This is a genomic window from Nostoc sp. CCY0012, from assembly GCF_963920855.1.
Classification (GTDB): Bacteria; Cyanobacteriota; Cyanobacteriia; order Cyanobacteriales; family Nostocaceae; genus Cyanocohniella.
This window is the reverse complement of sequence record NZ_CAWUDM010000002.1, coordinates 71,743-94,609: the sequence shown is the minus strand read 5'-3', so window position 1 is coordinate 94,609 and position 22,867 is coordinate 71,743. Positions and strand designations below refer to the sequence as shown.

Below are 22,867 nucleotides of genomic sequence, written 5' to 3'. Positions count from 1 at the left end.
AAAAAACCGCTCTTGTTTAAGATTCTCACAGGAGCAGTTTTTTATTCAAAAAAAAGCTAACTGGCCCAACACACATAAGGTAATTTAGCAGCTGTCGCCCGAACTTGGTCAGCATTAGCTACTAACTGACCGCAAGCATCCCAAGTCCCAGCAATGAATGTGCTTCTTGTGCCTTCATTCATGGTAACTGCGGCAGTATAATTATCAACTTGCACTTGCAGCGTTTCTAGATTGATAGTCACGTTAGCTTGGGGATTGGCGGCTACAAGTGATTGCAGTTGTTTAACCGTGGCTGCATCGCCTGTGAGACAAGGTATACCCATTGCGACACAGTTACCAAAAAAGATTTCCGCAAAGCTTTCACCGATTAAAGCTTGGATTCCCCATTTAGCGATCGCCTGGGGTGCATGTTCCCGTGATGAACCACAACCAAAGTTACGGTTAACTATTAAGATGTTGGCTTCTTGATACTGGGGTTGGTCAAAGGGATGTTCACCATTTAAGGCTTTGCGGTCATCGATAAATGCGCCTTCGCCTAAACCATCAAAGGTAATTGCTTTTAAATATCGTGCGGGAATGATGCGATCGGTATCTATATCATTGCCCACTAAAGGTATACCGCGTCCGGAAATTGTTTTAACCTTGCTGTCCATAGATTTAAGTTTTTACTGTAATGATTGCTTTGTGATTGGGGCAAAATTATGAAAAATTAACCGCAAAGGACGCAGAGGACACGAAGAAAGAACAAATTACAGCAATTCGCGCACGTCTGCTACTTCGCCTTTAATAGCTGCTGTGGCTACCATGGCCGGACTCATTAATAAGGTGCGTCCAGAGGATGAACCTTGTCTTCCTTTAAAGTTGCGGTTGGAGGAAGAAGCACTGATTTGTCTTCCCTGGAGTTTATCGGGGTTCATCGCTAAACACATCGAACACCCTGGTTCACGCCACTCAAATCCGGCTTCTTGGAATATTTTGTCTAGTCCTTCGGCTTCGGCGTCTTGTTTAACACGTTCAGAACCAGGGACAACAAAGGCTTTGACTCCCTCGGCGACGTGGCGACCTTGGGCAATTTTCGCAGCTTCGCGCAAATCACTAATTCTGCCGTTGGTGCAGCTACCAATAAAGCAGACATCAATTTTCGTGCCTTTTATGGGTTGACCAGGAAACAAATCCATGTATTTGTAAGCTTCTTCGGCCACAAAGCGGTCTTCTTCCAGAAGTTCTTCAGGCTGGGGTACAAACTGGTCAATACCAATACCTTGACCGGGGGTAATTCCCCAGGTGACTGTGGGGGGAATATCAGCCGCATCAAATACTACAATATCATCATATTCTGCATCAGCATCACTCTTGATGGATTCCCACCAAGCCACGGCTTTTTCCCAATCTGCATCTTTGGGGGCGAAGTCTCTACCTTTGAGGTAATCATAAGTTACTTGATCTGGGTTGACGTAACCGCATCTTGCACCGCCTTCTATGGCCATATTGCAAACGGTCATCCGTTCTTCCATGTTCATTTGTTCAAAGGTTGTACCTGCGTATTCATAGGCATAACCTACGCCACCTTTGACACCCAATGTGCGGATGATATGCAAAATCACATCTTTGGCGTAAACACCAGGGTTCAAAGTCCCGTTGACTTCGATTTTGCGGACTTTTAATTTAGATAAAGCCAAGGTTTGAGAAGCGAGAACGTCCCGGACTTGACTAGTACCAATACCAAAGGCGATCGCACCGAAGGCCCCATGACTAGATGTGTGGCTATCTCCACAGGCGATGGTCATTCCTGGCTGTGTCAGTCCTTGTTCTGGGGCGATGACGTGGACTATTCCTTGACTACCAGAACCGATATTATAAAAGGTAATATTATTTGCTTGACAGTTTTGCTCCAGCGCTTGAATCATATCTTCTGCCAAGCTGTCGGTAAATGGCCGTGCTTGGTTTTCTGTAGGCACAATATGATCAACTGTAGCTACAGTGCGTTCTGGAAACAGTACCTTAAGACCTCGCTCACGTAACATAGCAAAGGCTTGGGGACTGGTGACTTCATGAATCAGGTGCAGTCCAATAAATAGTTGCGTTAGTCCTGAAGGCAGTGTCCCAACAGTGTGTAAGTCCCAAACTTTATCAAACAGGGTACCTTTGCTCATACGTAAATCGTTATCTAACGAGTCAGAGATACTATAGTATCAAAAAAAGGTAGCATTCTTCAAAACAGTTAGCAAAATCCTGACAGTAAAAATATCCTCTATGAATAACTAGGGTTTTAATTAATTACTAGAGAATAAATTAGGAGTTTCGATAATATCATGACTTACGTAACCAACCACGTATTTTCGTCATTGCGACCGTAGGGTAGACGCGGAGCGGCTTCTCGCAGAGTAGCAATCTCAAAGCCTTGATTTTCGTAGCGAGTGAGTAAGTCCTAAATATGAAACTGGATTAAGGACAAAACCTCAAAAGTATATACAGTTGAAGAAACTAAGCCTGTCAATAATTCTTTTTCGATGTTGCGTTCTCGAGATTTTCTAAATAGTCGCAACTAGAAAACAGTTGCTAACGAAGATTAAATAAATTGAAGAAATAATTAGATGGTCTAGGCAATTACAGTAGTAATATGTTCCCTATTCCTATAATTCATGTTTCTAAATCTTTAATTGCCTTTTCAACCTCAATTAAAAGTGAACCTAAATCTTGAGTGATTACTTGCCAGACAATATCTAAATCTACATCAAAATAAGCATGAATAATACGATTTCTCATGCCGATAATTTGGCGCCAAGGTATTTTTAAATATTTAGCTTTGCAAGGTTCAGAAACATGATTAGCTGCTTCACCCATGATTTCAATTAATCTTACTAAAGCTAAAGATAGCATCCTCTCATGATCTAAATCTTCTCTAGTGCGATTATTCACAAAATATAACGCCTCTTTTGCCGAATCTCTGATGTGTTTTAGCCGAGTTGAATCATCAATTTTGCTCATAAATAACCATTGCTTCTGCTAAGACTTGCCCGCGAAAATAACGGCTTAAATCTGCTACTGTTCTTAAATCTATCCGGCGATTTATTATATTTGATAACTCATCTTCCATTGTAATAATAGCTAAACCCGGAGTTTTTCCCGCTTCAAATTCTACTAAAACATCAACATCACTTTCTCTTGTAAAATCATCTCTTAATACTGAACCAAATAAAGACAACTTGCGGATCGAGTGACGTTGACAAAATTCTTTAATTTCTTCTTGAGATAAATTAATAGGAAGAGTTGTTTGTTTCATGGTTAAAACTCCTGATTGATAATTTTATCTCCATGATAACTGGAGTTTTGACTAACAGTTGTCTCAACCGGCGAACTGACAAGTCAGCTATGAGTGCGATCGCTTTATTTAATTAGTATTAGTCAGTAGATAGGTGCAATTTTTGACATTGCATAGAAAGGAATAGAGAATTGGTAGAACTAGCTCCTAGTACAGCAAGAGGTAAATATGGATACCCTTTCGCAAAGTTCAATAGCTGACTTCCGTCCTTGCGGTACTAACTTTCCCCTTCGTTTTTGATCCGGATGCGGCGCTCAAACAACTCTTTAATCACTAGTGTAAAAGCTGCCAATCCAGCTAACACTACTGAAGCTGTAAAGGCACTTTGGGAATCGTAATTACGATAAGCCCCTTCTACATATAGGGTGAGGGTCTGGGTACGGCCAATTAAATTACTAGAGACAACAGCAATAGCACCATACTCTCCCATGGCGCGAGCAGTGGTGAGAATAGTGCCATACAACAATGCCCAGCGAATAGAAGGTAATGTCACTCGCCAGAAAGTTTGCCATTCGTTAGCACCCAAAGTTTTAGCAGCTTCTTCTTCTTGAGTACCGACTTCTTCTAATACTGGAATCACTTCCCGGGCCACAAAGGGCATTCCCCCCAACATAGTTGCTAAGGCAATGCCGGGGAACGCAAAGATAATCCTGATATCTAAGGATTGTAGCAAGGGGCCAAGTAACCCATTACGTCCATATAGGGAAACCAGCATTAAACCTGCCACAATGGGTGAAATGGAAAAAGGCAAGTCAATAATACTTAGTAACAAAGTGCGTCCAGGAAATCGACGGCGGGCAATAACCCAGGCGGCACATAGACCAAAGACGATGTTAAACGGTACTGCTACTGCTACCGCTAATGCCGTCAAACGAAGGGCTTGAATAAAATCACGGCTGGTAAGAGTGGCGAAAAACGGGCCAATACCCCGGCTAAAGGCTCCAATGAAGACATAAAGGGTGGGAAGCAGCAATATCAGGGCAAAATAAGCCACCACTGCCCCAATTAAAACAGTTTTGCCCCAATCTCCGCCCTGCTTGGGCTTTATCCCACCAGATGGGAAAGACTGATTAGATTTGACATCAAGCACCATAGCGTTGCCTCCAAGTTTGCAATAAATTCACTGCCAGCAGCAGCAATAGGGAAATTAGCAGCAGCACTGTGCCAATAGCTGTAGCCCCAGCGATGTCGTTTTGTTCCAGGCGCTGGAATACCAAGATGGGGGCAATTAAATCTTGAAAGGGAACGTTAGCGGCAATCAAGACTACAGAGCCATATTCCCCCACAGCCCTAGCAAAAGCTTGGGTTGTACCTGTTAGGATAGCTGGTATAAGTGGCGGTAAGATCACCCGCCAAAAAGTTACCCACCGGGAAGCCCCTAAAGACCAGGCAGCTTCTTCGATATTTAAATCAAGTTCTTGCAGCACTGGCTGTACAGTGCGAACAACGAAGGGGACGGAAATAAATACCATCGCTACCGCCACCCCTAACTGAGTGAAGGAAACCCTAATACCAAAAGGTGCAAGCAGCGAGCCAATCCAGCCTTGCTCACTGTAAACTGTGGCCAGGGTGATACCTGCAACCGCCGTGGGTAGGGCAAAGGGCAGGTCAATTACTGCATCTAAAACTCGCTTGAAAGGAAAGTCATAGCGTACCAGCACCCAAGCTGTAGCAGTACCAGCCACACAGTTAATAGCGGCTGCAAATAAGGCGGTGCCAAAAGTGATGCTGTAGGCTGACAGGGCAACGGGGGTAGTGGCCAGTCGCCAAAAATCTGCTGGTGCAAGAGTTGTAGCCCGAAGAATCAAGGCAGCTACAGGCAGCAAGAGGACGATGGATATATAGGTAAGGGTAACCCCCCACGGTAAAGAAAAGTGCTTGAGCCAATTTTTGGGCGCAGGGGTGAAAGTGGACTGGGTGTTGGAAACTGTCATGGGTAATACCAATTCGCAATTCGCAATTCGCAATTCGCAATTCGCAATTCGCAATTCGCAATAGAGCCTACGGCACGCTAACGCGCTAAGCGCAGCCATGCCCGTTAGGGCTTTACGCAATTCGCAATTTAACAACTTAGATTCAGCAAGGCTTTCATGGTTTACATCTGTTTGATGATTTTAGTGGATATGAGTGAGACGCTAGCGTCGGCCAATACTAGCCTGGATGTCGTCAAAGATTGCGCCGTCGGCAAAGAATTTGGGACTAACTTGATTCCATCCGCCAAAATCTTCGATAGTGAACAGGGTAGAGATTTTGGGATATTTATCGGCAAATTCCGTGGCTACTTCTGGTACTACCGGTCGGAAGCCCACTTTGGCAAATTCGCGCTGGGCTTCAGGGGTGAAGAGAAACTGGACAAAGGCTTCTGCTACCTCGCGGTTACCTCGCTTATCAACATAACTATCGACTATGGCAATGGGATTATCGATGGAAATATTCACATCGGGAACTACGTAGGGTAAGTCCTGTCCCTGCTGTTTAGCTAAGATTACTTCGTTTTCATAGTTAATGAGGGCATCTCCCTGATTTTGGACAAAGAATGCGTCAGTGGCTTCACGGGCATCTCTCGGTAGCACTGGTACATTGGCGTAGACTTTAGTCACAAATTCCTTGGCTTGGGCTTCAGTACCACCTGTTTTGGTTATCTTTCCCCACAAGGCCATGTAGTTCCAACGAGCGCCACCAGAGGTTTTCGGGTTAGCGGTGATTACACTGACATCATCACGGGCTAAGTCATCCCAGTCTTGAATATTTTTGGGGTTTCCAGCACGGGTAACTATCACACCTACAGAGCGGTGGACAATGCCGTCACCATTGGGTGTCTTTTTCTCCCACCCCGGCTGAATCAGTCCGGCTTCTTGGATTTGCAAGGTGTCTGCTGAGAGTGCTAGGGCTACTATGTCTGCGTCTAAGCCGTCAATTACCGCACGGGTTTGGGAGCCTGAGCCGCCATAGCTTTGGGCAAAGGTAACGGTTTCTCCGGTTTTTTCTTGCCACTGTTTGGTAAATAGGGGAATGATATTTTCATAGGCGGCGCGGGTGACAGCATAGCTGACTAGGGTAAGTTCTTTGCTTCCAGAAGCGCCCCCACCATTACCAGGAGCGCAAGATGCAGTCATTACAGTCAAGCTGACTGCTACCAAAAACAGTGAAATAAAACTTTTTAAAGACATGGGTTTCCATCGATTCCATTTATCCAGCCGCATCCTGATTCTAGGCTCCTTATTTTAATCTACAGCTAATCGACCAAGTTATAGTGTTTTTTTTGGTTAGTCATAGATATTACAGATAACTAAATCAAATAGCAAGATATTCACCATAATCTCGGTCAAGAATATGGTGATGACAAGAAGGTGATTTTTCAAGCAAGAGGTAAGCTGAGTTTTTACAATGAAAGTGGTGAAAGCAATATAGGACTTACGCACTCGCTACGAAAATCAAGGCTTTGAGATTGCTTCTCTACAGTCGCAATAACTAAAATACGTAGTTGGTTACGTAAGTCCTGCAATATATTCAGGTCTCAAGAAACCTTTTTAGCGAGTTGGGCATTCTGACGGTTTTACTATCTGCTTTTGTATTGACGTTTCACAATGTTATTGTGCGAGTTTTGTTTTCCGAACATCTCGTGCTGGGTTTATTTTTACTTGGTGGATACGTTAAACCGGATTTACAGAGTTCATTCTTGCTGATGTTTATGCGAATGCTGTTGGTAGTTCCACTGATGGCATCTTTGGCATTTAAGTTATATCCATCAGCTGGGAAGGAATTTCGTCAGTTGTTCCGGCGAGAAAGTTGGGATGTTCTTATCCAAGCATTGGTCTGTGGGGTACTGATGTTTGTGTATATTGCCGCACTCTACATTGGTATTGGCTTGATTCCCACCGGGATTGCTATGACTCTCTTTTTCACTTATCCCGTTTTTACGGCGCTGCTGGCTTGGAGATTTTTTGGCGAACGTCCTACACTTTTTCGTTGGCTGGTGATGGTAATTATTCTGGGGGGTGGAGTTTTGACCATTCCCCAATCTTCTGGTAACTATAGTAGTGATACTCTGACTACTGGTATTGTCGCCAGTGTTGGTTCTGGGGTTGTGTACGCCTTCTATAAGGTTTTTGCCCAAAAATGTTTAGCAAATTTACATCCAGTTCCCTTTACCTGGATTAGTTTTACTTGTACCCTATTACTTGCCGGTATTAGCTTAATATTCTGGCCACTTCCCAGTACTCAACTGAATTGGACTCCCTTGTGGATTGGCAGTATTCTTTCTGGTTTAATCAGTTTTATCGGACACACTTGCAATAATGTAGGAATCCGCATGATTGGCGCAACTAAGGCTTCTATTATCGGTGCAAGTAGTCCAGCTTTAACGGCACTAATAGCTTGGGCTACAATTAGCGAAACTGTAAATGTAATGCAGATTTTGGGGATTGTTGTTGTTACGTTGGGGATTGCTTTGTTGAGTGGAGAAGGCGTTTTGCGTAGCAAAGTACCGGGCGATTAAAATCGCATCTACACAGACCAAACCCGCCTGCGCGGGTTGAAAAACCCTGATTTACTATTAGTCCGCGTAGGCGGACTTTGTTTGTATAGCCGCGATTTCAATCGCCAGGGCTTATTATATTTACGAATTACGAATTACGAATTACGAATTACGAATTATAAGCGTTTAATGCTGCTTCTTTTACCGCATCAGACACCAGAGGAAACGTAGTCAAAATATAAGCAAATTCCTCTTTAGTTAAGCCGTAAAGATGAGCTATCATCCCATCAAGTTCGGCTCGAATTTGAGCGCGTTCTGTTTCATCAGTCACGCCGTTTTTGTGGGAACCAAGACCGACTTCTTGCGCCAGTTCGTCAAATTCTGGAGTTGTGCAGATAAGTTTAGCAGCACGTTCTACAATTTCTGAGAAGTATTTATCGCCTGATGTTAAGCGGGGAACAGGTAGTGAGTAAACATAAAACATATTACAATGTGCTGTCACTTTCTGACGAATTACGAAATCACAAGCAAAGCTATTTAGGACAGCGTTAATAAATAATAATTCATCATAGTTTTTAAATGCTTGAGATAAAATAAGTGTGTTTCCAGCAAAGAAATGAGGCGGGACTAAACTTGCAATCATTGTACGAACATCTGTATTTCGCGCTACATCTCGAAACCCTAAACGATAACCTTGATAATCTAATTTTTGACCTTTATCAATTCCATTTCGTCCTAATATAGATTGTCTTCCTTCCTTTTCATCAACCCAATATCTAGGTTCAGCAAACTGATGAGTAAATTGATGAATCATCTTTCCTTCATAAAGTGGTATTCTGTCTTTACCTGGCTGCTGCTTAAATAGGTAGCTATCACTAGTCATATTCAACTCTTGTCTAAATACTATATTCCACTTCTCATTCATTGTTTCTAATAACAACTGAAATTGAAGCATTTTTTCAGAAATTTGGATTTCGATTTCATTCTTTAATTCCATCACTGATAGAGAATTAGGTGAAAATCTTCGTACATTCTCTACATCAATATGCAAACTTTCTTCATTAGGAAAATTTGCTAATTCCCGAACATCAAGACGCATAAAAGCAGATGGAAAATTTGTTGTTGTACCACCCTTAATAAAAGTCAAGACAACAAATTTAAAACTACGGTGAACACCTTCAAATATTTCTTTGCGATTTTCAAAACAAAATAAACCAGTAACTTGAGTTTGAGTAAACAACATCTCCCGTAACTGCTTAGTTCCTAAATCAGTATATATGCCACTAGGAACTACTATTCCGCATTCACCACCAGAACGGAGAAGATTAAAACACTGTTCTACAAACAAAAAGTAAAGATTAATTTTCCGCGCTACACTTTTACCATTTACTTCTGAACGTTGGTTAAAATACTGCTTGGATTTCTTAAAATATGCGCTTAGATGTGGGTAACTACTACAATATTCTAGCCAAGCAGCCTGAATTTCTGAATCTTTTAATAATTCTTTTCGTTGTTTTTCCCAAGATTTTATATCCAATTTTTTCTTTTTTATTAAACTATTATATTTTTGAAAAAACTCTTTTTCATCAGTTTGAAATACTTCCCAAGGCGGGTTAGTAATAATTGCATCAAACCCACCGCGTTGTAAAACCTTGTCAAAATGATAACCCCAGTGAAACGGCTTTAACTTAGCAATATCATCAATATTTAATAACCGCTTCTGAGGCTTACCAGTTAACTGCACCTCCTCATACTTAATACCGAGACGTTGACTAAACTCATTCAACAGCAAAACATTTAACTTTCCTTGAGATTCTTGATTGAGATTGTCAATATGTTTACGTAAATTCAATAATCGCGTATCTTGATGAGTTCCCACCTCACCATCAGCCAGTTTTTCTTCACCAGGGATAAAGGCGTGTTTCTTATAAAGTGCGATTGATTGATTTTTATCTTCTAAAACTTGCTGATAATTACTAGCCGCTAACGCTTGTAACAGATTACCTTGCTTACTTTTACCCACAGTATCAAAAGCTGTTGCATCTATCCCCATTAACCCAATGAGAGAATTACCCGCCATGATATTAAAATCAATATTCGGTAGGGGTTCTAATTCATCAACTTTATCAGCCGCAGAAACCAAAGCTAAAAATAAACGTAACTTAGCAATTTCTGTTGCTTCCTCCATGATATCCACACCATAGAGATTATCAGTGACAATGCGCTTTTTAATGTAATAAGATAAAGATTGCCGAGATTGTTTAAATTCATGCAGCCATTTTTTGAGATGTGCATCATCCATTAATTCAATCATGCCAATTACAGCACTGTAGACATGAATTAAAGTCTTCATAGCTGCAACTAAAAATGCACCAGAACCACAAGCCGGGTCAAGAATTGATAAATTTGGCAGAATATCTTCAATCAGCAACCGACAGACATTGGTATCTAGTTTAATAATCAAATCATTGATATCTGTAAACTGTTGATAACCATCCGATAAAGCAGCGTTAACCCTGTCTACGATTAGCTTGTGGATAGTGCGATCGCATAGATATTCTGTAATTTGTGGTCTGGTATAATAAGCACCAAATGCCTTTTGATTAATGTATTTTTCAAAAATATAACCTAACACATCCGGGTTTATTTCGTCGTCCTTACCCTCTGGGGTATCATCCAAATTCCAAGAATAGCGTTTAAATAAATCTAAAACCTTGACAAACGCCTCATCCGCAATACTAATATTATATTCTTGCTCAATGCGATGTTTAAGAAATAATCCTCCATTGAGATATTTTACATTACCTACCAATGCCTGAACAGTGCGATCGCGCTCATTTTCTGGTTTGGCAAAACTTTCAAAAAATAAAGCATTGAGAAACTCTTGATAAAACAGATTTTCACCGCGTTGCTGCATTTGCTTCAGCTTATTCGGTAAATATTCTAAATCACCATTATCAATAAAACGCTTACGTTGTAGAAAATAGACAAACATCAGACGATTGAGAATTACCGAAGTATACCAACGTCTATCAGTTTCATTATTAATCCCTTGAACATACTGTAAAAACTGCTGATGCTGTTCTTGAAACTCCTTATAAAACTTCTTCGTAACAGGTTCAACATCAAAAGCATTTTGTAGCCTATAAGCAATTTCTACAACTGATAAATTATCATCTTCTAATTCAGTAATATCAATAACTAAAGAACCAAGCTTACTTAAAAATAAATCTCCCGGTTGACCCTTAACATATAAATGGTCACGAATAAAAGTTTTCTTATCTTCTCGTTTCACCCAATACCACAGACTACGGGTGCGTTGCTTGTCAATAAAAATCAGCAGATTTTCCGCGATTAAACTCGTAATTTCCTTATGAATCGCATTGCGAACTTTCGCCTCTGGAATTATTCCATCTGCGGCTGTCACCTCAAACACCGCCACCCCAGAAATTTCCGCAATACATTGATATTGAAATATTTGTTCTGCAACTTCTATAGTAATAGCTTTACTTTTAGCAGGTTGTGACCAGCCTAATTCTTCAACAAATAAATCATTGAATCGAAATTTATTCAGTAAATCGCGTGTGCGTTGAAAGTTTAATGACATAATTTACCTAGCAGAAAAAATGAGCATGGTAAATTTGCCGTTCCTAGAGAAAGGTGAAGTCAAGATAAAATCTAACAATGCAGATTTAGAACAGTCTTAAAGACGAAGTTATATTTTTTACCATGCTTTATAAGTTATAAATCTTGAGCATGATTTTGAGTTCAGCAGATGTACGCGCTTTTGAGCCAATCAATATCAGGATGTGGTAAATAATACTAGTAAATATTCGTATAAGTAGAATGGTGTAAATAATTAAAGGTTTGTAGTGAGGACTTTAGTCCTCAAATAAGGGCTGAAGCCCTTACTACGAAACAAATGCAATTTTTTTTATAGTTTGGTTTTTTCAAGTCGTTCTACTTATAGCTGTATAATTAAGAGGATGAAGACGTGTCCCAAAAAGTTGTAGAAAGTAGACTATCTACATCACAAGCAAACTCCCAAGTATCAGGAAATGAAACTTTTCGGTATTCTAACTGCACCTGTGACAAAGCATCTTGCCATACTTCATCAAAAACTTCAGCAAAATAATTCTTGAGGCTAGGAGATTTTTTCAACAGTCGCCGTAATCCTTTGCGCTGTTCTTGTATCGTTAATTCCCATCCTCGATTATCATAAGCACTATCAATATATATACGCTTAACTAAATGAGCAAGTAAGACATCTAAGCGATTTTCTAATTCCTGTTTTTCTGACCGTCCCAAGGCTTCGATTTCCTCTACTAGCGCCTCAAGTTCAATTTCACCAAAGTTTTTAGAACGGAGATTTTGTGCTGTATGTTCTAACCATAAGCAAAAATCTTGCTCGTACAATTGTTGTGTAATGGGCTGTTTCATATTACACTTTTTGGCACTTTTTGGCACTTTTTTAATTCTTTCCTTCTTGATTGTGACGCATCACGGCTGAAATAACCCCAAAGAACAAACAATCTGTGGTTCCCGTTTCTCCAATTCTTCACTGACAATACACAATCTGTCATCCATCCGCATAGCCACAACTAACTCCGCCAATTGTTGATTACTTACACCACTTCTTAACTGACGGTTGAGAGAATCAAGTGCTGATTGTCTCAATGGATAACGGTAAATTTCATCAGTAGCTTTCAATAATTCCTCAGTGACAAATAAAGTCCCTTTCATATCTTGCACATACTTTTTCAACCGTTCATAAGTACGGAACCTCGCCCCAGAAGGTCGCCCTAATTGACCACCGAAGTTTTTCTCTTCTTCCACAATTAATTCCGCACCTTTGTTAACTAACTTGTGATGCTGTTTATTCCTCGGAATCGCTGGAGTAGAAGCTTCACAAGCTGCCATTTTTAACACAGCTAATTGTGACTGAGTAACACTATTACCTTCTTTGTCAACATAAATTAAAGAATCATGACCATCAGCCGTTTTCATATATAACAATACACCTTCAGGTTGCACAGGCTGGGGAAGATGTTCACGAGTAGAATAAACTACATTTGGCATTTCGGTAATGATTTTCTTTAATTCCGGATGATTATCTGTAGCTTTTTTCCAAATTTGAAATGCTTCAGATGTTAAATCTACTTCTGTATCTTCTTCGCCATCTAAAATCCCCGATTTTTCGTTATATAAATCTAGAATTACTTGAGATTCATCATCTTCAAAAAATGCTTCATCAGTTCCCACAACTTCCGCATTTTCTTGTAACCTCTGGCGGAGTCTTCCCCGTAAATTAATAATCCGTTCCACACCCTCGGCTGGTAAAAACGAATAACACAGAATCTTGGCTGCATTTTGTCCAATTCTATCTACCCGTCCCGCCCTTTGAATTAATCTAATAATTGCCCAAGGTAAATCCCAATTTACCAAAATTGCACAGTCTTGTAAGTTATGTCCTTCACTTAAGACATCGGTAGCAATTAAAATGCGTAATTCTGCTTGAGGTGTCACAACATCGCGTTTATCGTTACTCACAGGACTAAATTTACCTGTTAATTCCGTCGGGTCTTTTGATTGACCAGTTACTTTGGCAACTTTGGTAATATTTCTTGCTTGCAAGTTTTCTGTGATGTAATTGACTGAATCGGCAAATTGAGTAAAAATTAAAACTTTTTCGTCAGGATGAGTGATAGTTAATAATTGGATTAAAGCGTTAAGTTTATCATCTTGCTGGGGATGCCAAATCCCATAATTTTGCAGGATATTAATTAAAGCTTTCGCATCTGCTAGTAAATCACGCTTGAGTTTTTTGATATCAAATAAACTCGCACGCAACCACTTAAAGCGGCGTTGATAGCGAGTAGCATATTCTTGATAAATTAACTCTGCTTGTTGACGAAATACTTTTTCACTAATTTTTTCATATTTTGTATTTTCCGCTGCTGTATCATCAGCATCCTCTTCACTTTCTGTATCTAACAAACTCGCTGCTACAGAATCAGTATCTTCATCGTTATTCCGAGTATCTAATAGTTCTGCATCTTGCGTCCCAATGGGAATGTCTAGCCCTTGTTCCAAAGCATATAAATAAATAAAATTTCGTAAAATATGCCGTTCTAATGATTGAATAAAGGCAAAACCGCTACTTTCTAAACGTTTAAATAAATTAGTCCGGGAAAACCCCATTAACCTGCGTCCACCACGAAATAAGGCGTTAAGCTGTCGCTGTTCTGCTTCGCTTGGTGATTGTGGCGATTTTGTCACTATATAATTACCTAGTCCGTAACGGGGTAAATTCAGTTGATTAATAACTTCGACAACCGCCGCAGAATATAGATTTGAATAAGGGTTAATATCACTACTTTCTAAAGGAAACTTGAGAGTCCGAGGAAGGCGAACTGGGAAATAAGAACGACTACCATCAACAAATTCTAAATATTTTCGTCCTGTGCTGTCGGTGTGGGCATAATTATCTTTAATAAATGACCGGGTACGCCGCACCATATAAATTTTCATTAATTCTCGCCAGTCGTCGGTATATTCGCTTTTTTCAAAAGCAGCTAAAGACCTGACAGAACATTGATATTTTTTAATAAATTCTAATTCTCCTAGTGTCCCACCACCCAATTGATTAATTAAATTTTCGGGGCGAAATCCTAAGTCTTGGTCTTCAAGAACAAATAAGCGCAACTGGGCAGAAAGGTCAAGATAAGTTTTATTATAAGGTGTAGCAGATAGTAAAATACATTTACTTTCATTGGCTGTGATGTATTCTGCGATCGCTCGATATCTTTTACCTTCACGATTCCGCAAATTATGACTTTCATCTATTAATACTAACCGATAACGCCGCAGTTTGGGTAATTGATTCTGCACCTGACTAATGGGCAAAACTTTTGCATACAAACGATATTTGTCTACATATTCTTGCCACATATTGACTAAATTTCTGGGGCAAATAATCAGAGTTTCTAAAAAGCAATCTTCTTGGAGAATTTTCGCTAACGCTGTACCAATTAAAGTCTTACCCAAACCCACCACATCCCCCACCAACACCCCTCCACGTCTAGTCACATGACGCGCTGCTAATTGCACCGCTGCTTTTTGAAAGTCAAATAAATTATTAAACTCACGGGGAATGCGAAATTCTGTCAGTCCTGCAATAGCTTCATGAGATAAATGATAAGCCATCTTTAAATAAATATGGTGAGGCGGAATTAATTCTGGCCTCGCCCAACTTGCATCAATAATTTCTGCCAATTCTTGAGAAATATCAACACAACCATATTCTTCCCAACGATCATCAAACCATTTTTGCAGTTTTAAACAAGCATCATGATCTAGAATATCAACATTTAATTCTCCTTGGTTAGCCAATCCTGGTAAAGTTAAATTACTACTTCCTAAAAATCCGACAATTGGTGTATTTGCATCTTGCCGATGCACCAGATATAACTTGGCATGAAGAGAAGAACGCAGGAATAATTTTATAATTAATTGTTTACGTTTTAACTGGTTACTTAATCGCCGCAAAGCAGCTTCATCTTGATTTGTGGGTGTACCAATAGTTAATTGCTGACGAAAATCAGCCGCCACCTTTTTTTTGAACCGGACTATAGCACTATTATCAATTCTGCCTGCACGCGTGCCTAAAGTGAAAAAGTCTTGTACTTCCTGTTTAGGTAAATTTTGCATCCCAATCAATAACCGACAGCAAGCCCCAGTTTCCCCTACATATTGAGCAATTAAATCATCAATTTTTTGCCACCCTCTTAAGTTAAAGTAACCGACACAAAAATCTGCCTTGTAAGATAACTTTAAGGTTTCTCGTAAACTAGGTAGTAGTTGTAAATTAATGTTGTCAAAGATACGGGGCATGATTTAGGGGGAGTAAGGACTAGGATTATCAACTGCATCCCACTGTCTTTGTAATCTGCAACCCCACAGAATGGCAAGTAATTAAGTTGACACTCTCCTACTTAAATGATGTAAAACGCATTTACTACTTTTTTGCAAATTTGTGAATTTACAAGAAATTCGCTGAGTTTACTATTACCAAAAAGCCAGCAGTCGGATTTGAACCGACGACCTTCCGATTACAAGTCGGATGCACTACCACTGTGCTATGCTGGCGGTTATGGATGCTATTTTTAAGCACCAACCGATTTTAAATTGTAACATAAATAATTTACCTGTCAACAGTCAAGGGCAAAAAATGCAAGATATCGTTGCCTAGGAACCCGTGGATGGTTGAGTCAGTACTACAAGGGCGCTAAATCCAAGAAAATTAGTGATTTTAATTACTGGTAAAGTTGCTAAATTAATATGCATAGCAAAAGCTAATTCAAATCCTGGGCTAGACGCAAAAATCTCTCATACAGAGTAAAAACTGTATTTTTTTTTGAAAGGGCTAGGTAAAGGAACAGAACTCTATCATTGTTCTTTACAAATCACAAGCATGGCAGCGTTGATAGGACGAGATTTATTAGGTTTGGCTGACCTCAGTCCAACGGAACTTCAAGAACTCTTGCAATTAGCAACTCAACTCAAATCAGAACAGTTGAAATTACATTGTAATAAGGTATTGGGTTTGTTGTTCTCTAAAGCTTCTACTCGCACACGAGTTAGTTTTACTGTGGCAATGTACCAACTGGGTGGACAGGTAATTGACCTCAATCCAAATGTCACTCAAGTTAGTCGCGGGGAACCTGTGCAGGATACAGCGCGGGTATTGGATAGATATTTAGATATTTTGGCAATTCGCACTTTTGCACAGCAGGAATTACAAACTTTTGCTCATTATGCTAAAAGTCCTGTAATTAATGCCCTGACAGATTTAGAACATCCCTGTCAGGTTTTAGCTGATTTATTGACAATTCAAGAATGCTTTGGCACTTTGGCTGGCTTAACTTTAACCTACGTAGGCGATGGCAATAATGTGGCTAATTCCCTAATGTTAGGCTGTGCTTTAGTCGGAATGAATGTGAGAATTGCTATCCCTAATGGATATGAACCGGATGTTGGCATTGTAGAACAAGCAAGAAAAATTGCTAACAATAAAACCGAAGTTCTCCTGACTCATGATCCAGAATTAGCAGCTAAGGGATCTGCTGTACTTTATACCGATGTTTGGGCGAGTATGGGCCAAGAAACAGAAGCAAACGATCGCCTGCCGATTTTCCAACCATATCAAATTTCTGAACAGTTATTAAGTCTTGCTGATCCAGAAGCAATTGTTTTACACTGCTTACCAGCCCATCGTGGTGAAGAAATTACTGAAGCAGTTATAGAAGGTTCTCAGTCACGAGTTTGGCAACAAGCGGAAAATCGCTTACACGCCCAAAAAGCCTTGCTTGCTAGTATTTTAGGGGCAGAGTAAACATTCCCAGGGCAAAAGTAATGAGAATAGTCTTTCTTTTGCCTTTCATCTTTTTACTTTATATCTTGTTATTCGGGATTTTTTGTAGTACTAATGTTCTAGAGACATTTTTATTTACTTCCCGATAAATTTATGGAACGTCTAACAGAAGCTCAACAAGAACTTTATGATTGGTTGGTAGAATACATCCGCATTCATCAACATTCGCCTTCAATTCGGCAAATGATGCAAGCGATGAATTTAAAATCACCTGCACCGATTCAAAGTCGTTTAGATCATTTACGTACCAAAGGATATATTGACTGGAATGAAGGCAAAGCACGAACAATTCGGATTTTGCATTCTGTTAAGCAAGGTATTCCCATTTTAGGCGCAATCGCTGCTGGTGGTTTAATAGAACCCTTTACTGATGCCATAGATCATTTAGACTTTTCTAATATTTCGTTACCTCCCCAAAGCTACGCTTTACGAGTAACTGGCGATAGCATGATTGAAGATTTAATCGCTGATGGAGATTTGGTATTTCTGCATCCAGTAGCAGAACCGGATCAGTTGAAAAATGGTACCATCGTTGCGGCTAGAGTTGATGGCTACGGTACTACATTAAAACGTTTTTATCGCCAAGGCGATCGCGTTACCCTCAAACCTGCTAATCCTAAGTACAACCCGATTGAAGTCCTGGCGATGCAGGTGGAGGTGCAGGGTTCTCTGGTTGGGGTTTGGCGCGGTTATTAAATAGGGAGGAGGGAATAGGGAGTGGGGAGTAGGGAAAGAGCAGGGGAGTGTTAATTTCTCAATGACCAATGATTCATGATTAATTATCTGGTGCAGCAACAACCCACTTTCAGGCTGAAATTTCCCTTTGTTAGGGAAGGTAGGGGTAGTTATCAGACTCGTCAGCCATTACCAGGATGCCCCATTATGCCTGCATCTCTGCAACTACGGCAGTATCAGCGACAGGCTATTACTAGCTGGTTTGCCAACAATGGCAGAGGTACGCTAAAAATGGCTACTGGTAGTGGTAAAACCATTACAGCATTAGCGATCGCCTGTGAATTATATCAGCAGATTAATTTACAAGTGTTGTTGGTGGTGTGTCCCTATCGTCATCTGGTGACGCAATGGGCGCGAGAATGTGAAAAGTTTAATTTACAACCTATCTTGGCTTTTGAAAATTTACGCACTTGGCAAAGTCAGCTGTCTACGCAACTTTATAATCTGCGTTCCGGTTCTCAAAACTTTGTTACGGTAATTACCACCAACTCGACATTAATTGGTGATGGGTTTCAGTCTCAACTCAAGTATTTTCCCCCCAAGACTTTAATTATTGGTGATGAGGCCCATAATTTAGGCGCGCCGAAGTTAGAAGAAAATTTACCGCGCAGTGTCGGGTTACGGTTGGCTTTATCGGCGACACCAGAAAGATATTTTGATGATTACGGTACGCAATCGTTATTGGATTATTTTGGCCCGGTGCTTCAGCCAGAGTTTACCTTAAGGGATGCCATCGCTCAAGGTGCTTTGGTACATTATTTGTATTATCCGATACTTGTAGAATTAACAGAGGCAGAAAGTATTGCCTATTTAAAGTTGACTAAAAAAATCGGGCGATCGCTACTATATCGAGAACGAGAAAATAAAGCAGCAGAAAACTTTGAAGACAACGAAGATTTAAAACCTTTACTCATGCAACGCGCTAGATTAATTGGTGCAGCGGCAAATAAATTAACTGCTTTGCGAGATTTAATGGCGACTCGCCGGGAAACTACTCACACTCTTTTTTATTGTAGTGATGGTTCTCAAGAAGCGGGACAGCGTTCTTCGTTACATCAACTCAAAGCCGTTGCCCAAATTTTAGGAGTAGAACTAGGATACAGAATCAGTACCTACACTGCACATACGTCTTTACAAGAACGTGAAAATTTACGTCGTCAATTTGAAAGTGGCGATTTGCAAGGTTTAGTAGCTATTCGCTGTTTAGATGAGGGTGTTGATATTCCTGCTATTAAAACTGCGGTGATTTTATCCAGTTCGGGAAATCCTCGCCAATTTATTCAGCGTCGGGGGCGAGTTTTACGTCCGCATATTGGTAAGGAACGCGCCACCATTTTTGACATGATTGTTTTGCCGCCAGATTTAGATCGAGAAACCATAGAAGTGGAACGCAACTTATTAAAAAAAGAGTTGCGCCGTTTTGTGGAGTTTGCTGATTTAGCTGACAATGCAGGCGAAGCCAGAATTAAATTGCTGGATTTACAAAAGCGTTATGGGTTATTAGATATATAGCAAATTAGCCCTCGTTATCCCCAATTACCTGAACTAGAGAGGCGATCGCCTGTTCAATGGCAGCGAAAAGCTAACCCAATTGACACTTTACGGTGATGTGATCGCTCTTATTTCAAGTATGTTGAAAAAGGTTAATTTTTTATTTTGTATTTCCATAATATGATAAGTTAATAATTATAAGCTTTATAATGAAATATAAACTTATTTAAAAATTTGACTTATATCCCATTATAATAAATTTCTTACTTTTATTTTATCAAAAACCTATTACAAAATAAAGCTAATTTACAAAATATCTTATGTAATTTGCAACTAAAGTTGACCCAATAATCTAGATAATTCTGATAGTGACTTTACTGATGCGATCGCAGCGTGAGAGACGGCTAAAATAGAAAGAAAACTTATTTACAAGCTGCAATGTCACTAGAGGCAAATATCGATGATGTGCAAGAACCAATTTCCAGCGCACCGCCAGAAGTACGACAAATTATTGAGCGGGTATGGAAGTTAGAGAAAAGCAGAATAGACAAAAAAAGCAAAGGTCACATTAACGATGATATTTTGAATATTGTCAAGGAAGAGGTGAGATGAAGCTGACTTCAATTAAGCTGTGTAATTTTCGCTCCTTTTATGGCACCACACCAGAGATTATCTTGGCTGTGGGAGATATTCTAAATACCACAGTTATTCATGGCAATAATGGTGCAGGCAAAACCAGTCTCCTAAATGCCTTTACGTGGGTATTATACGAAAAATTTAGTGCCGCTTTTGCCTCCACAGAACAGCTAGTTAATAAGCGGTCAATTGCGGAAGCTCAAACAGGCCAACCTGTAGAATGTTGGGTAGAAGTTGGCTGGGAACATGAAGGGAAACGTTACCGAGTACAACGTTCTTGTCGGGGTTATAAAAATACCAATGATTTTACCACTAGCAAGACTCAATTACGTATGTGGGTAGGAGGAGATGATGGCAAATGGTATTTACCGCCCCAACTACCAGAAGATATAATTAATCAAATCTTACCTGCAAGTTTGCATCAATATTTTTTCTTCGATGGTGAACGAATTGAAGAAATAGTGCGTTCTGATAAAAAAGCGGAAATTGCCGAAGCGACAAAAATCTTCTTGGGCGTAGAAGTAATTGACCGTTCCATCAAACATTTGGGAGAAGCTAAAAAAAGTCTGGAAACTGAATTGAAGGCTATTGGTGATGCAGAAACAAAACAACTTTTACGGCAACAAGAAAAAATAGAATCGGAAAGTGAACATATTACTAAACGCCAAAGCGAAATTCAACAAGAGCTAGAATATCAACAAACCTTTAAAAAAGAGACAAGTAACCGCTTACAAGAACTAATTTCTGCCAAGGAAGTACAAGAAAGATGGCAGAATTTAGCAGATCAAAAGACTGCAAATCAGGAAGAATATAAAAAAACTAAAGCAGCGCTAAAGAAGTTAATCTCTGCACAGGCTTATACAGTATTGCTATCGGAAACTACAGGCCAATTTCGGGAAATAATCGATACTTTAAAGCAGCGAGGTGAGTTAACTTCGGGAATTTCGCGGGAATTTGTCACTGAATTATTGCAATCCCAACGTTGCATTTGTGGTGCAGACTTAAACGTGGGAACTCATTTCCATACAAATGTGACAAATTGGTTAGATAGAGCTAGTTCTTCAACCGTGGAAGAAACAGCCATTCGGATGAGCGCCCAAGTAGACGAAATTGACAAACAAGCCGTAGGCTTTTGGGAAGCCGTGGATAGAGAACAAGCCAGAATTAATCAATTAAGACAAACAATATCCCAAGTTGAAGGTGAACTAGATGATATTCAGGAAAGACTGCGAAAAGATGCCAATGAAGAAATTAGTAGCTTGCAAAAACGCTTAGATGAAATTGAAACTAAAATTGATGAGTTAAACAGAGAACAAGGCGCAAATCAGCAGCAACTAATCCACTTAAAAAGCGAAATTGATGCTGTGGGTAAACAAATCGCCAAACAGAAATTAAATGAAGAAAGACAAACATTAGCACAGAGAAGAATTAACGCCACTCAAGATGCCATTGAACGACTAACAGAAGTTAAAAATCGCCAAGAAAAACAATTTCGTCTGCAACTAGAAAAGCGGGTACAAGAAATATTTACAGAAATTTCCTTTGCGCCTTATATTCCCAAAATTAGCGAAAAATATGAATTGACTTTAGTAGAACATACATCTGGAATAGAAGCACCGGTTGCAGCTTCCACAGGAGAAAACCAAATTCTCAGTTTATCCTTTATTGCCAGCATTATAGATAAGGTGCGGGAGTGGAGTGAAAAGCGCAAAATGATGATGCTTCCCGACAGCAGCACTTTCCCCATTGTCATGGACTCGCCATTTGGTAGTTTGGATGAAATTTCTCGACGGCACATAGCCGGAACAATTCCCAAATTAGCCAATCAGTTAATAGTATTAGTTACTAAGACTCAGTGGCGGGGTGAAGTAGCGACAGAGATGGCAGACAGAATTGGTAGGGAATATGTACTCACCTACTACTCATCTAAGCCAGATTGTGAACAAGATGATATTGAGCTAGAGGGAGAAAGATATCCTTTGGTAAAACAAAGTCCCAATGAGTTTGAGTATACCGAGATTATGGAAGTGGAACTTCAAGTTTAAGTTTGTAGTAGGGACTACAGTCGTTAAAGATAGGACTAAAGTCCTGACTACGAGCAAACTTTTTTATCCAGGACTTACGTAACCAACCACGCATTTCCGTCATTGCGACCATAGGGAAGCAATCTCAAAGCCTTGATTTTCGTGGCGAGTGCGTAAGTCCTATTATCCTGGAAGTTGTTTTTTCAATGCCTCTAAAGAAGCCCAACGACTATCCACGGATTTATCTGAACCTTCACCAGTACCACTCAAAATACCCGGACAATTGAGGTCACACAGTTGACGCTGAGGAAACTCCAAGCACATCTGCTCATACAGCCACTCACTGGGGTAAAAATAACCATCAGGTGAAAGAGTTTCTACCAAATCTTCTAACACCACTTCCCTTTCTAAAGGCAAGTCTTGTATTTGATTAGCAGTAGCATCTAACCAAATCACTTCTTTGGTATTCACCGCCAAACGATGATTATATTGCTGCAAACAACGGTTGCAAGTACAAGTAACAATTGCTTCGGCTTGTCCGGACACTTCTAAGTAATTCCCATGATGCTGCACACGAACTTGGCCGCGCACTGGTGTCAGGGTTTCCAGGCCAGGCAGAAACTCTTTAACTTGAAGTTCCTCTGTCCGCTCCGGGGCTTTGGTGAGCTGCGGAATAAAAATTGCGTCCATAGGATTGAGACATAATCACGAAAATTTATTTTAATTATCAGCAGATTGCTAATAATCCA

17 protein-coding genes and 1 tRNA gene are annotated in these 22,867 nt (G+C 40.1%); 6 read left to right on the top strand and 12 right to left on the bottom strand.

The features are described 5' to 3' along the window. Nucleotides 1-56: 56 nt before the first annotated feature. The 7 genes from leuD to ACM0OS_RS01010 form a co-directional block, all read right to left on the bottom strand. Nucleotides 57-653: a 3-isopropylmalate dehydratase small subunit gene (gene leuD / locus ACM0OS_RS01040; RefSeq protein ID WP_414541291.1), complete on the bottom strand. Its 597-nt coding sequence runs from the start codon at nt 651-653 to the stop codon at nt 57-59. A gap of 96 nt (nt 654-749) precedes the next feature. Beyond that, a complete protein-coding gene (gene leuC / locus ACM0OS_RS01035; RefSeq protein ID WP_414541290.1) occupies nt 750-2,153 on the bottom strand; it encodes a 3-isopropylmalate dehydratase large subunit in 1,404 nt (467 codons plus the stop codon). 487 nt (nt 2,154-2,640) lie between these two features. Next, nucleotides 2,641-2,988 carry a DUF86 domain-containing protein gene (locus ACM0OS_RS01030; RefSeq protein ID WP_414541289.1) on the bottom strand — a complete coding sequence of 116 codons (348 nt, stop codon included), beginning with the start codon at nt 2,986-2,988 and terminating at the stop codon, nt 2,641-2,643. Beyond that, entirely contained in the window at nt 2,975-3,283 is a 309-nt protein-coding gene (locus ACM0OS_RS01025; protein ID WP_414541288.1) for a nucleotidyltransferase family protein, read from the bottom strand. The genes ACM0OS_RS01030 and ACM0OS_RS01025 overlap by 14 nt, the downstream gene beginning before the upstream one ends. Nucleotides 3,284-3,539: 256 nt before the next feature. Then, nucleotides 3,540-4,415: a sulfate ABC transporter permease subunit CysW gene (gene cysW, locus ACM0OS_RS01020; RefSeq protein WP_414541287.1), complete on the bottom strand. Its 876-nt coding sequence runs from the start codon at nt 4,413-4,415 to the stop codon at nt 3,540-3,542. Continuing rightward, the gene (cysT, locus tag ACM0OS_RS01015) at nt 4,405-5,256 is read right to left on the bottom strand and encodes a sulfate ABC transporter permease subunit CysT (protein WP_414541286.1); all 852 of its coding nucleotides are present in this window, start codon (nt 5,254-5,256) and stop codon (nt 4,405-4,407) included. Before cysT ends, cysW begins: the two co-directional genes overlap by 11 nt. 201 nt (nt 5,257-5,457) lie before the next feature. Beyond that, complete coding sequence (locus ACM0OS_RS01010) at nt 5,458-6,525, bottom strand: sulfate ABC transporter substrate-binding protein (protein WP_414541285.1); 1,068 nt, start codon at nt 6,523-6,525, stop codon at nt 5,458-5,460. A 392-nt stretch (nt 6,526-6,917) separates the two neighbouring features. On the opposite strand from ACM0OS_RS01010, the gene ACM0OS_RS01005 reads away from it, so the two are divergent. Then, on the top strand, nt 6,918-7,820 hold the full coding sequence (locus ACM0OS_RS01005) for a DMT family transporter (protein WP_414541284.1): 903 nt from the start codon (nt 6,918-6,920) through the stop codon (nt 7,818-7,820). Between the two features lie 148 nt (nt 7,821-7,968). Here the strand turns inward: ACM0OS_RS01005 and ACM0OS_RS01000 are convergent, their stop codons facing one another. The 4 genes from ACM0OS_RS01000 to ACM0OS_RS00985 all read right to left on the bottom strand — a co-directional run bounded on the left by ACM0OS_RS01000 (nt 7,969) and on the right by ACM0OS_RS00985 (nt 15,947). Beyond that, nucleotides 7,969-11,406 carry an Eco57I restriction-modification methylase domain-containing protein gene (locus ACM0OS_RS01000; protein ID WP_414541283.1) on the bottom strand — a complete coding sequence of 1,146 codons (3,438 nt, stop codon included), beginning with the start codon at nt 11,404-11,406 and terminating at the stop codon, nt 7,969-7,971. 371 nt (nt 11,407-11,777) lie between these two features. Beyond that, nucleotides 11,778-12,239: a DUF29 domain-containing protein gene (locus ACM0OS_RS00995; RefSeq protein ID WP_414541282.1), complete on the bottom strand. Its 462-nt coding sequence runs from the start codon at nt 12,237-12,239 to the stop codon at nt 11,778-11,780. Between the two features lie 60 nt (nt 12,240-12,299). Then, nucleotides 12,300-15,692, bottom strand: a complete 3,393-nt coding sequence (locus tag ACM0OS_RS00990; RefSeq protein ID WP_414541281.1) for a helicase-related protein — start codon at nt 15,690-15,692, stop codon at nt 12,300-12,302. Between the two features lie 183 nt (nt 15,693-15,875). Continuing rightward, nucleotides 15,876-15,947: transfer RNA gene (locus tag ACM0OS_RS00985), tRNA-Thr, on the bottom strand. A 325-nt stretch (nt 15,948-16,272) separates the two neighbouring features. Between ACM0OS_RS00985 and argF the strand changes: the two genes are divergently transcribed. The 5 genes from argF (at nt 16,273) to ACM0OS_RS00960 (ending at nt 22,139) form a co-directional block, all read left to right on the top strand. Further along, entirely contained in the window at nt 16,273-17,193 is a 921-nt protein-coding gene (gene argF / locus ACM0OS_RS00980; RefSeq protein WP_414541280.1) for an ornithine carbamoyltransferase, read from the top strand. Nucleotides 17,194-17,325: 132 nt separating this feature from the next. After that, nucleotides 17,326-17,928 carry a transcriptional repressor LexA gene (gene lexA, locus ACM0OS_RS00975; protein WP_414541279.1) on the top strand — a complete coding sequence of 201 codons (603 nt, stop codon included), beginning with the start codon at nt 17,326-17,328 and terminating at the stop codon, nt 17,926-17,928. Between the two features lie 75 nt (nt 17,929-18,003). Continuing rightward, nucleotides 18,004-19,479: a DNA phosphorothioation system restriction enzyme gene (locus ACM0OS_RS00970; protein ID WP_414541278.1), complete on the top strand. Its 1,476-nt coding sequence runs from the start codon at nt 18,004-18,006 to the stop codon at nt 19,477-19,479. Nucleotides 19,480-19,896: 417 nt separating this feature from the next. After that, nucleotides 19,897-20,070, top strand: a complete 174-nt coding sequence (locus ACM0OS_RS00965) for a hypothetical protein (protein ID WP_414541277.1) — start codon at nt 19,897-19,899, stop codon at nt 20,068-20,070. Beyond that, on the top strand, nt 20,067-22,139 hold the full coding sequence (locus ACM0OS_RS00960) for an AAA family ATPase (protein WP_414541276.1): 2,073 nt from the start codon (nt 20,067-20,069) through the stop codon (nt 22,137-22,139). Before ACM0OS_RS00965 ends, ACM0OS_RS00960 begins: the two co-directional genes overlap by 4 nt. A gap of 162 nt (nt 22,140-22,301) precedes the next feature. Here ACM0OS_RS00960 and ACM0OS_RS00955 read toward each other — a convergent pair whose 3' ends face one another. Beyond that, entirely contained in the window at nt 22,302-22,808 is a 507-nt protein-coding gene (locus ACM0OS_RS00955) for a YceD family protein (RefSeq protein ID WP_414541275.1), read from the bottom strand. Nucleotides 22,809-22,867 lie beyond the last annotated feature (59 nt).

Bases quoted from the DNA above. Each gene is read 5' to 3' on its own strand.
- leuD (WP_414541291.1), bottom strand. From the start codon at position 653: ATGGACAGCAAGGTTAAAACAATTTCCGGACGCGGTATACCTTTAGTG.
- leuC (WP_414541290.1), bottom strand. From the start codon at position 2,153: ATGAGCAAAGGTACCCTGTTTGATAAAGTTTGGGACTTACACACTGTT.
- ACM0OS_RS01030 (WP_414541289.1), bottom strand. From the start codon at position 2,988: ATGAGCAAAATTGATGATTCAACTCGGCTAAAACACATCAGAGATTCG.
- ACM0OS_RS01025 (WP_414541288.1), bottom strand. From the start codon at position 3,283: ATGAAACAAACAACTCTTCCTATTAATTTATCTCAAGAAGAAATTAAA.
- cysW (WP_414541287.1), bottom strand. From the start codon at position 4,415: ATGGTGCTTGATGTCAAATCTAATCAGTCTTTCCCATCTGGTGGGATA.
- cysT (WP_414541286.1), bottom strand. From the start codon at position 5,256: ATGACAGTTTCCAACACCCAGTCCACTTTCACCCCTGCGCCCAAAAAT.
- ACM0OS_RS01010 (WP_414541285.1), bottom strand. From the start codon at position 6,525: ATGCGGCTGGATAAATGGAATCGATGGAAACCCATGTCTTTAAAAAGT.
- ACM0OS_RS01000 (WP_414541283.1), bottom strand. From the start codon at position 11,406: ATGTCATTAAACTTTCAACGCACACGCGATTTACTGAATAAATTTCGA.
- ACM0OS_RS00995 (WP_414541282.1), bottom strand. From the start codon at position 12,239: ATGAAACAGCCCATTACACAACAATTGTACGAGCAAGATTTTTGCTTA.
- ACM0OS_RS00990 (WP_414541281.1), bottom strand. From the start codon at position 15,692: ATGCCCCGTATCTTTGACAACATTAATTTACAACTACTACCTAGTTTA.
- argF (WP_414541280.1), top strand. From the start codon at position 16,273: ATGGCAGCGTTGATAGGACGAGATTTATTAGGTTTGGCTGACCTCAGT.
- lexA (WP_414541279.1), top strand. From the start codon at position 17,326: ATGGAACGTCTAACAGAAGCTCAACAAGAACTTTATGATTGGTTGGTA.
- ACM0OS_RS00970 (WP_414541278.1), top strand. From the start codon at position 18,004: ATGATTAATTATCTGGTGCAGCAACAACCCACTTTCAGGCTGAAATTT.
- ACM0OS_RS00965 (WP_414541277.1), top strand. From the start codon at position 19,897: ATGTCACTAGAGGCAAATATCGATGATGTGCAAGAACCAATTTCCAGC.
- ACM0OS_RS00960 (WP_414541276.1), top strand. From the start codon at position 20,067: ATGAAGCTGACTTCAATTAAGCTGTGTAATTTTCGCTCCTTTTATGGC.
- ACM0OS_RS00955 (WP_414541275.1), bottom strand. From the start codon at position 22,808: ATGGACGCAATTTTTATTCCGCAGCTCACCAAAGCCCCGGAGCGGACA.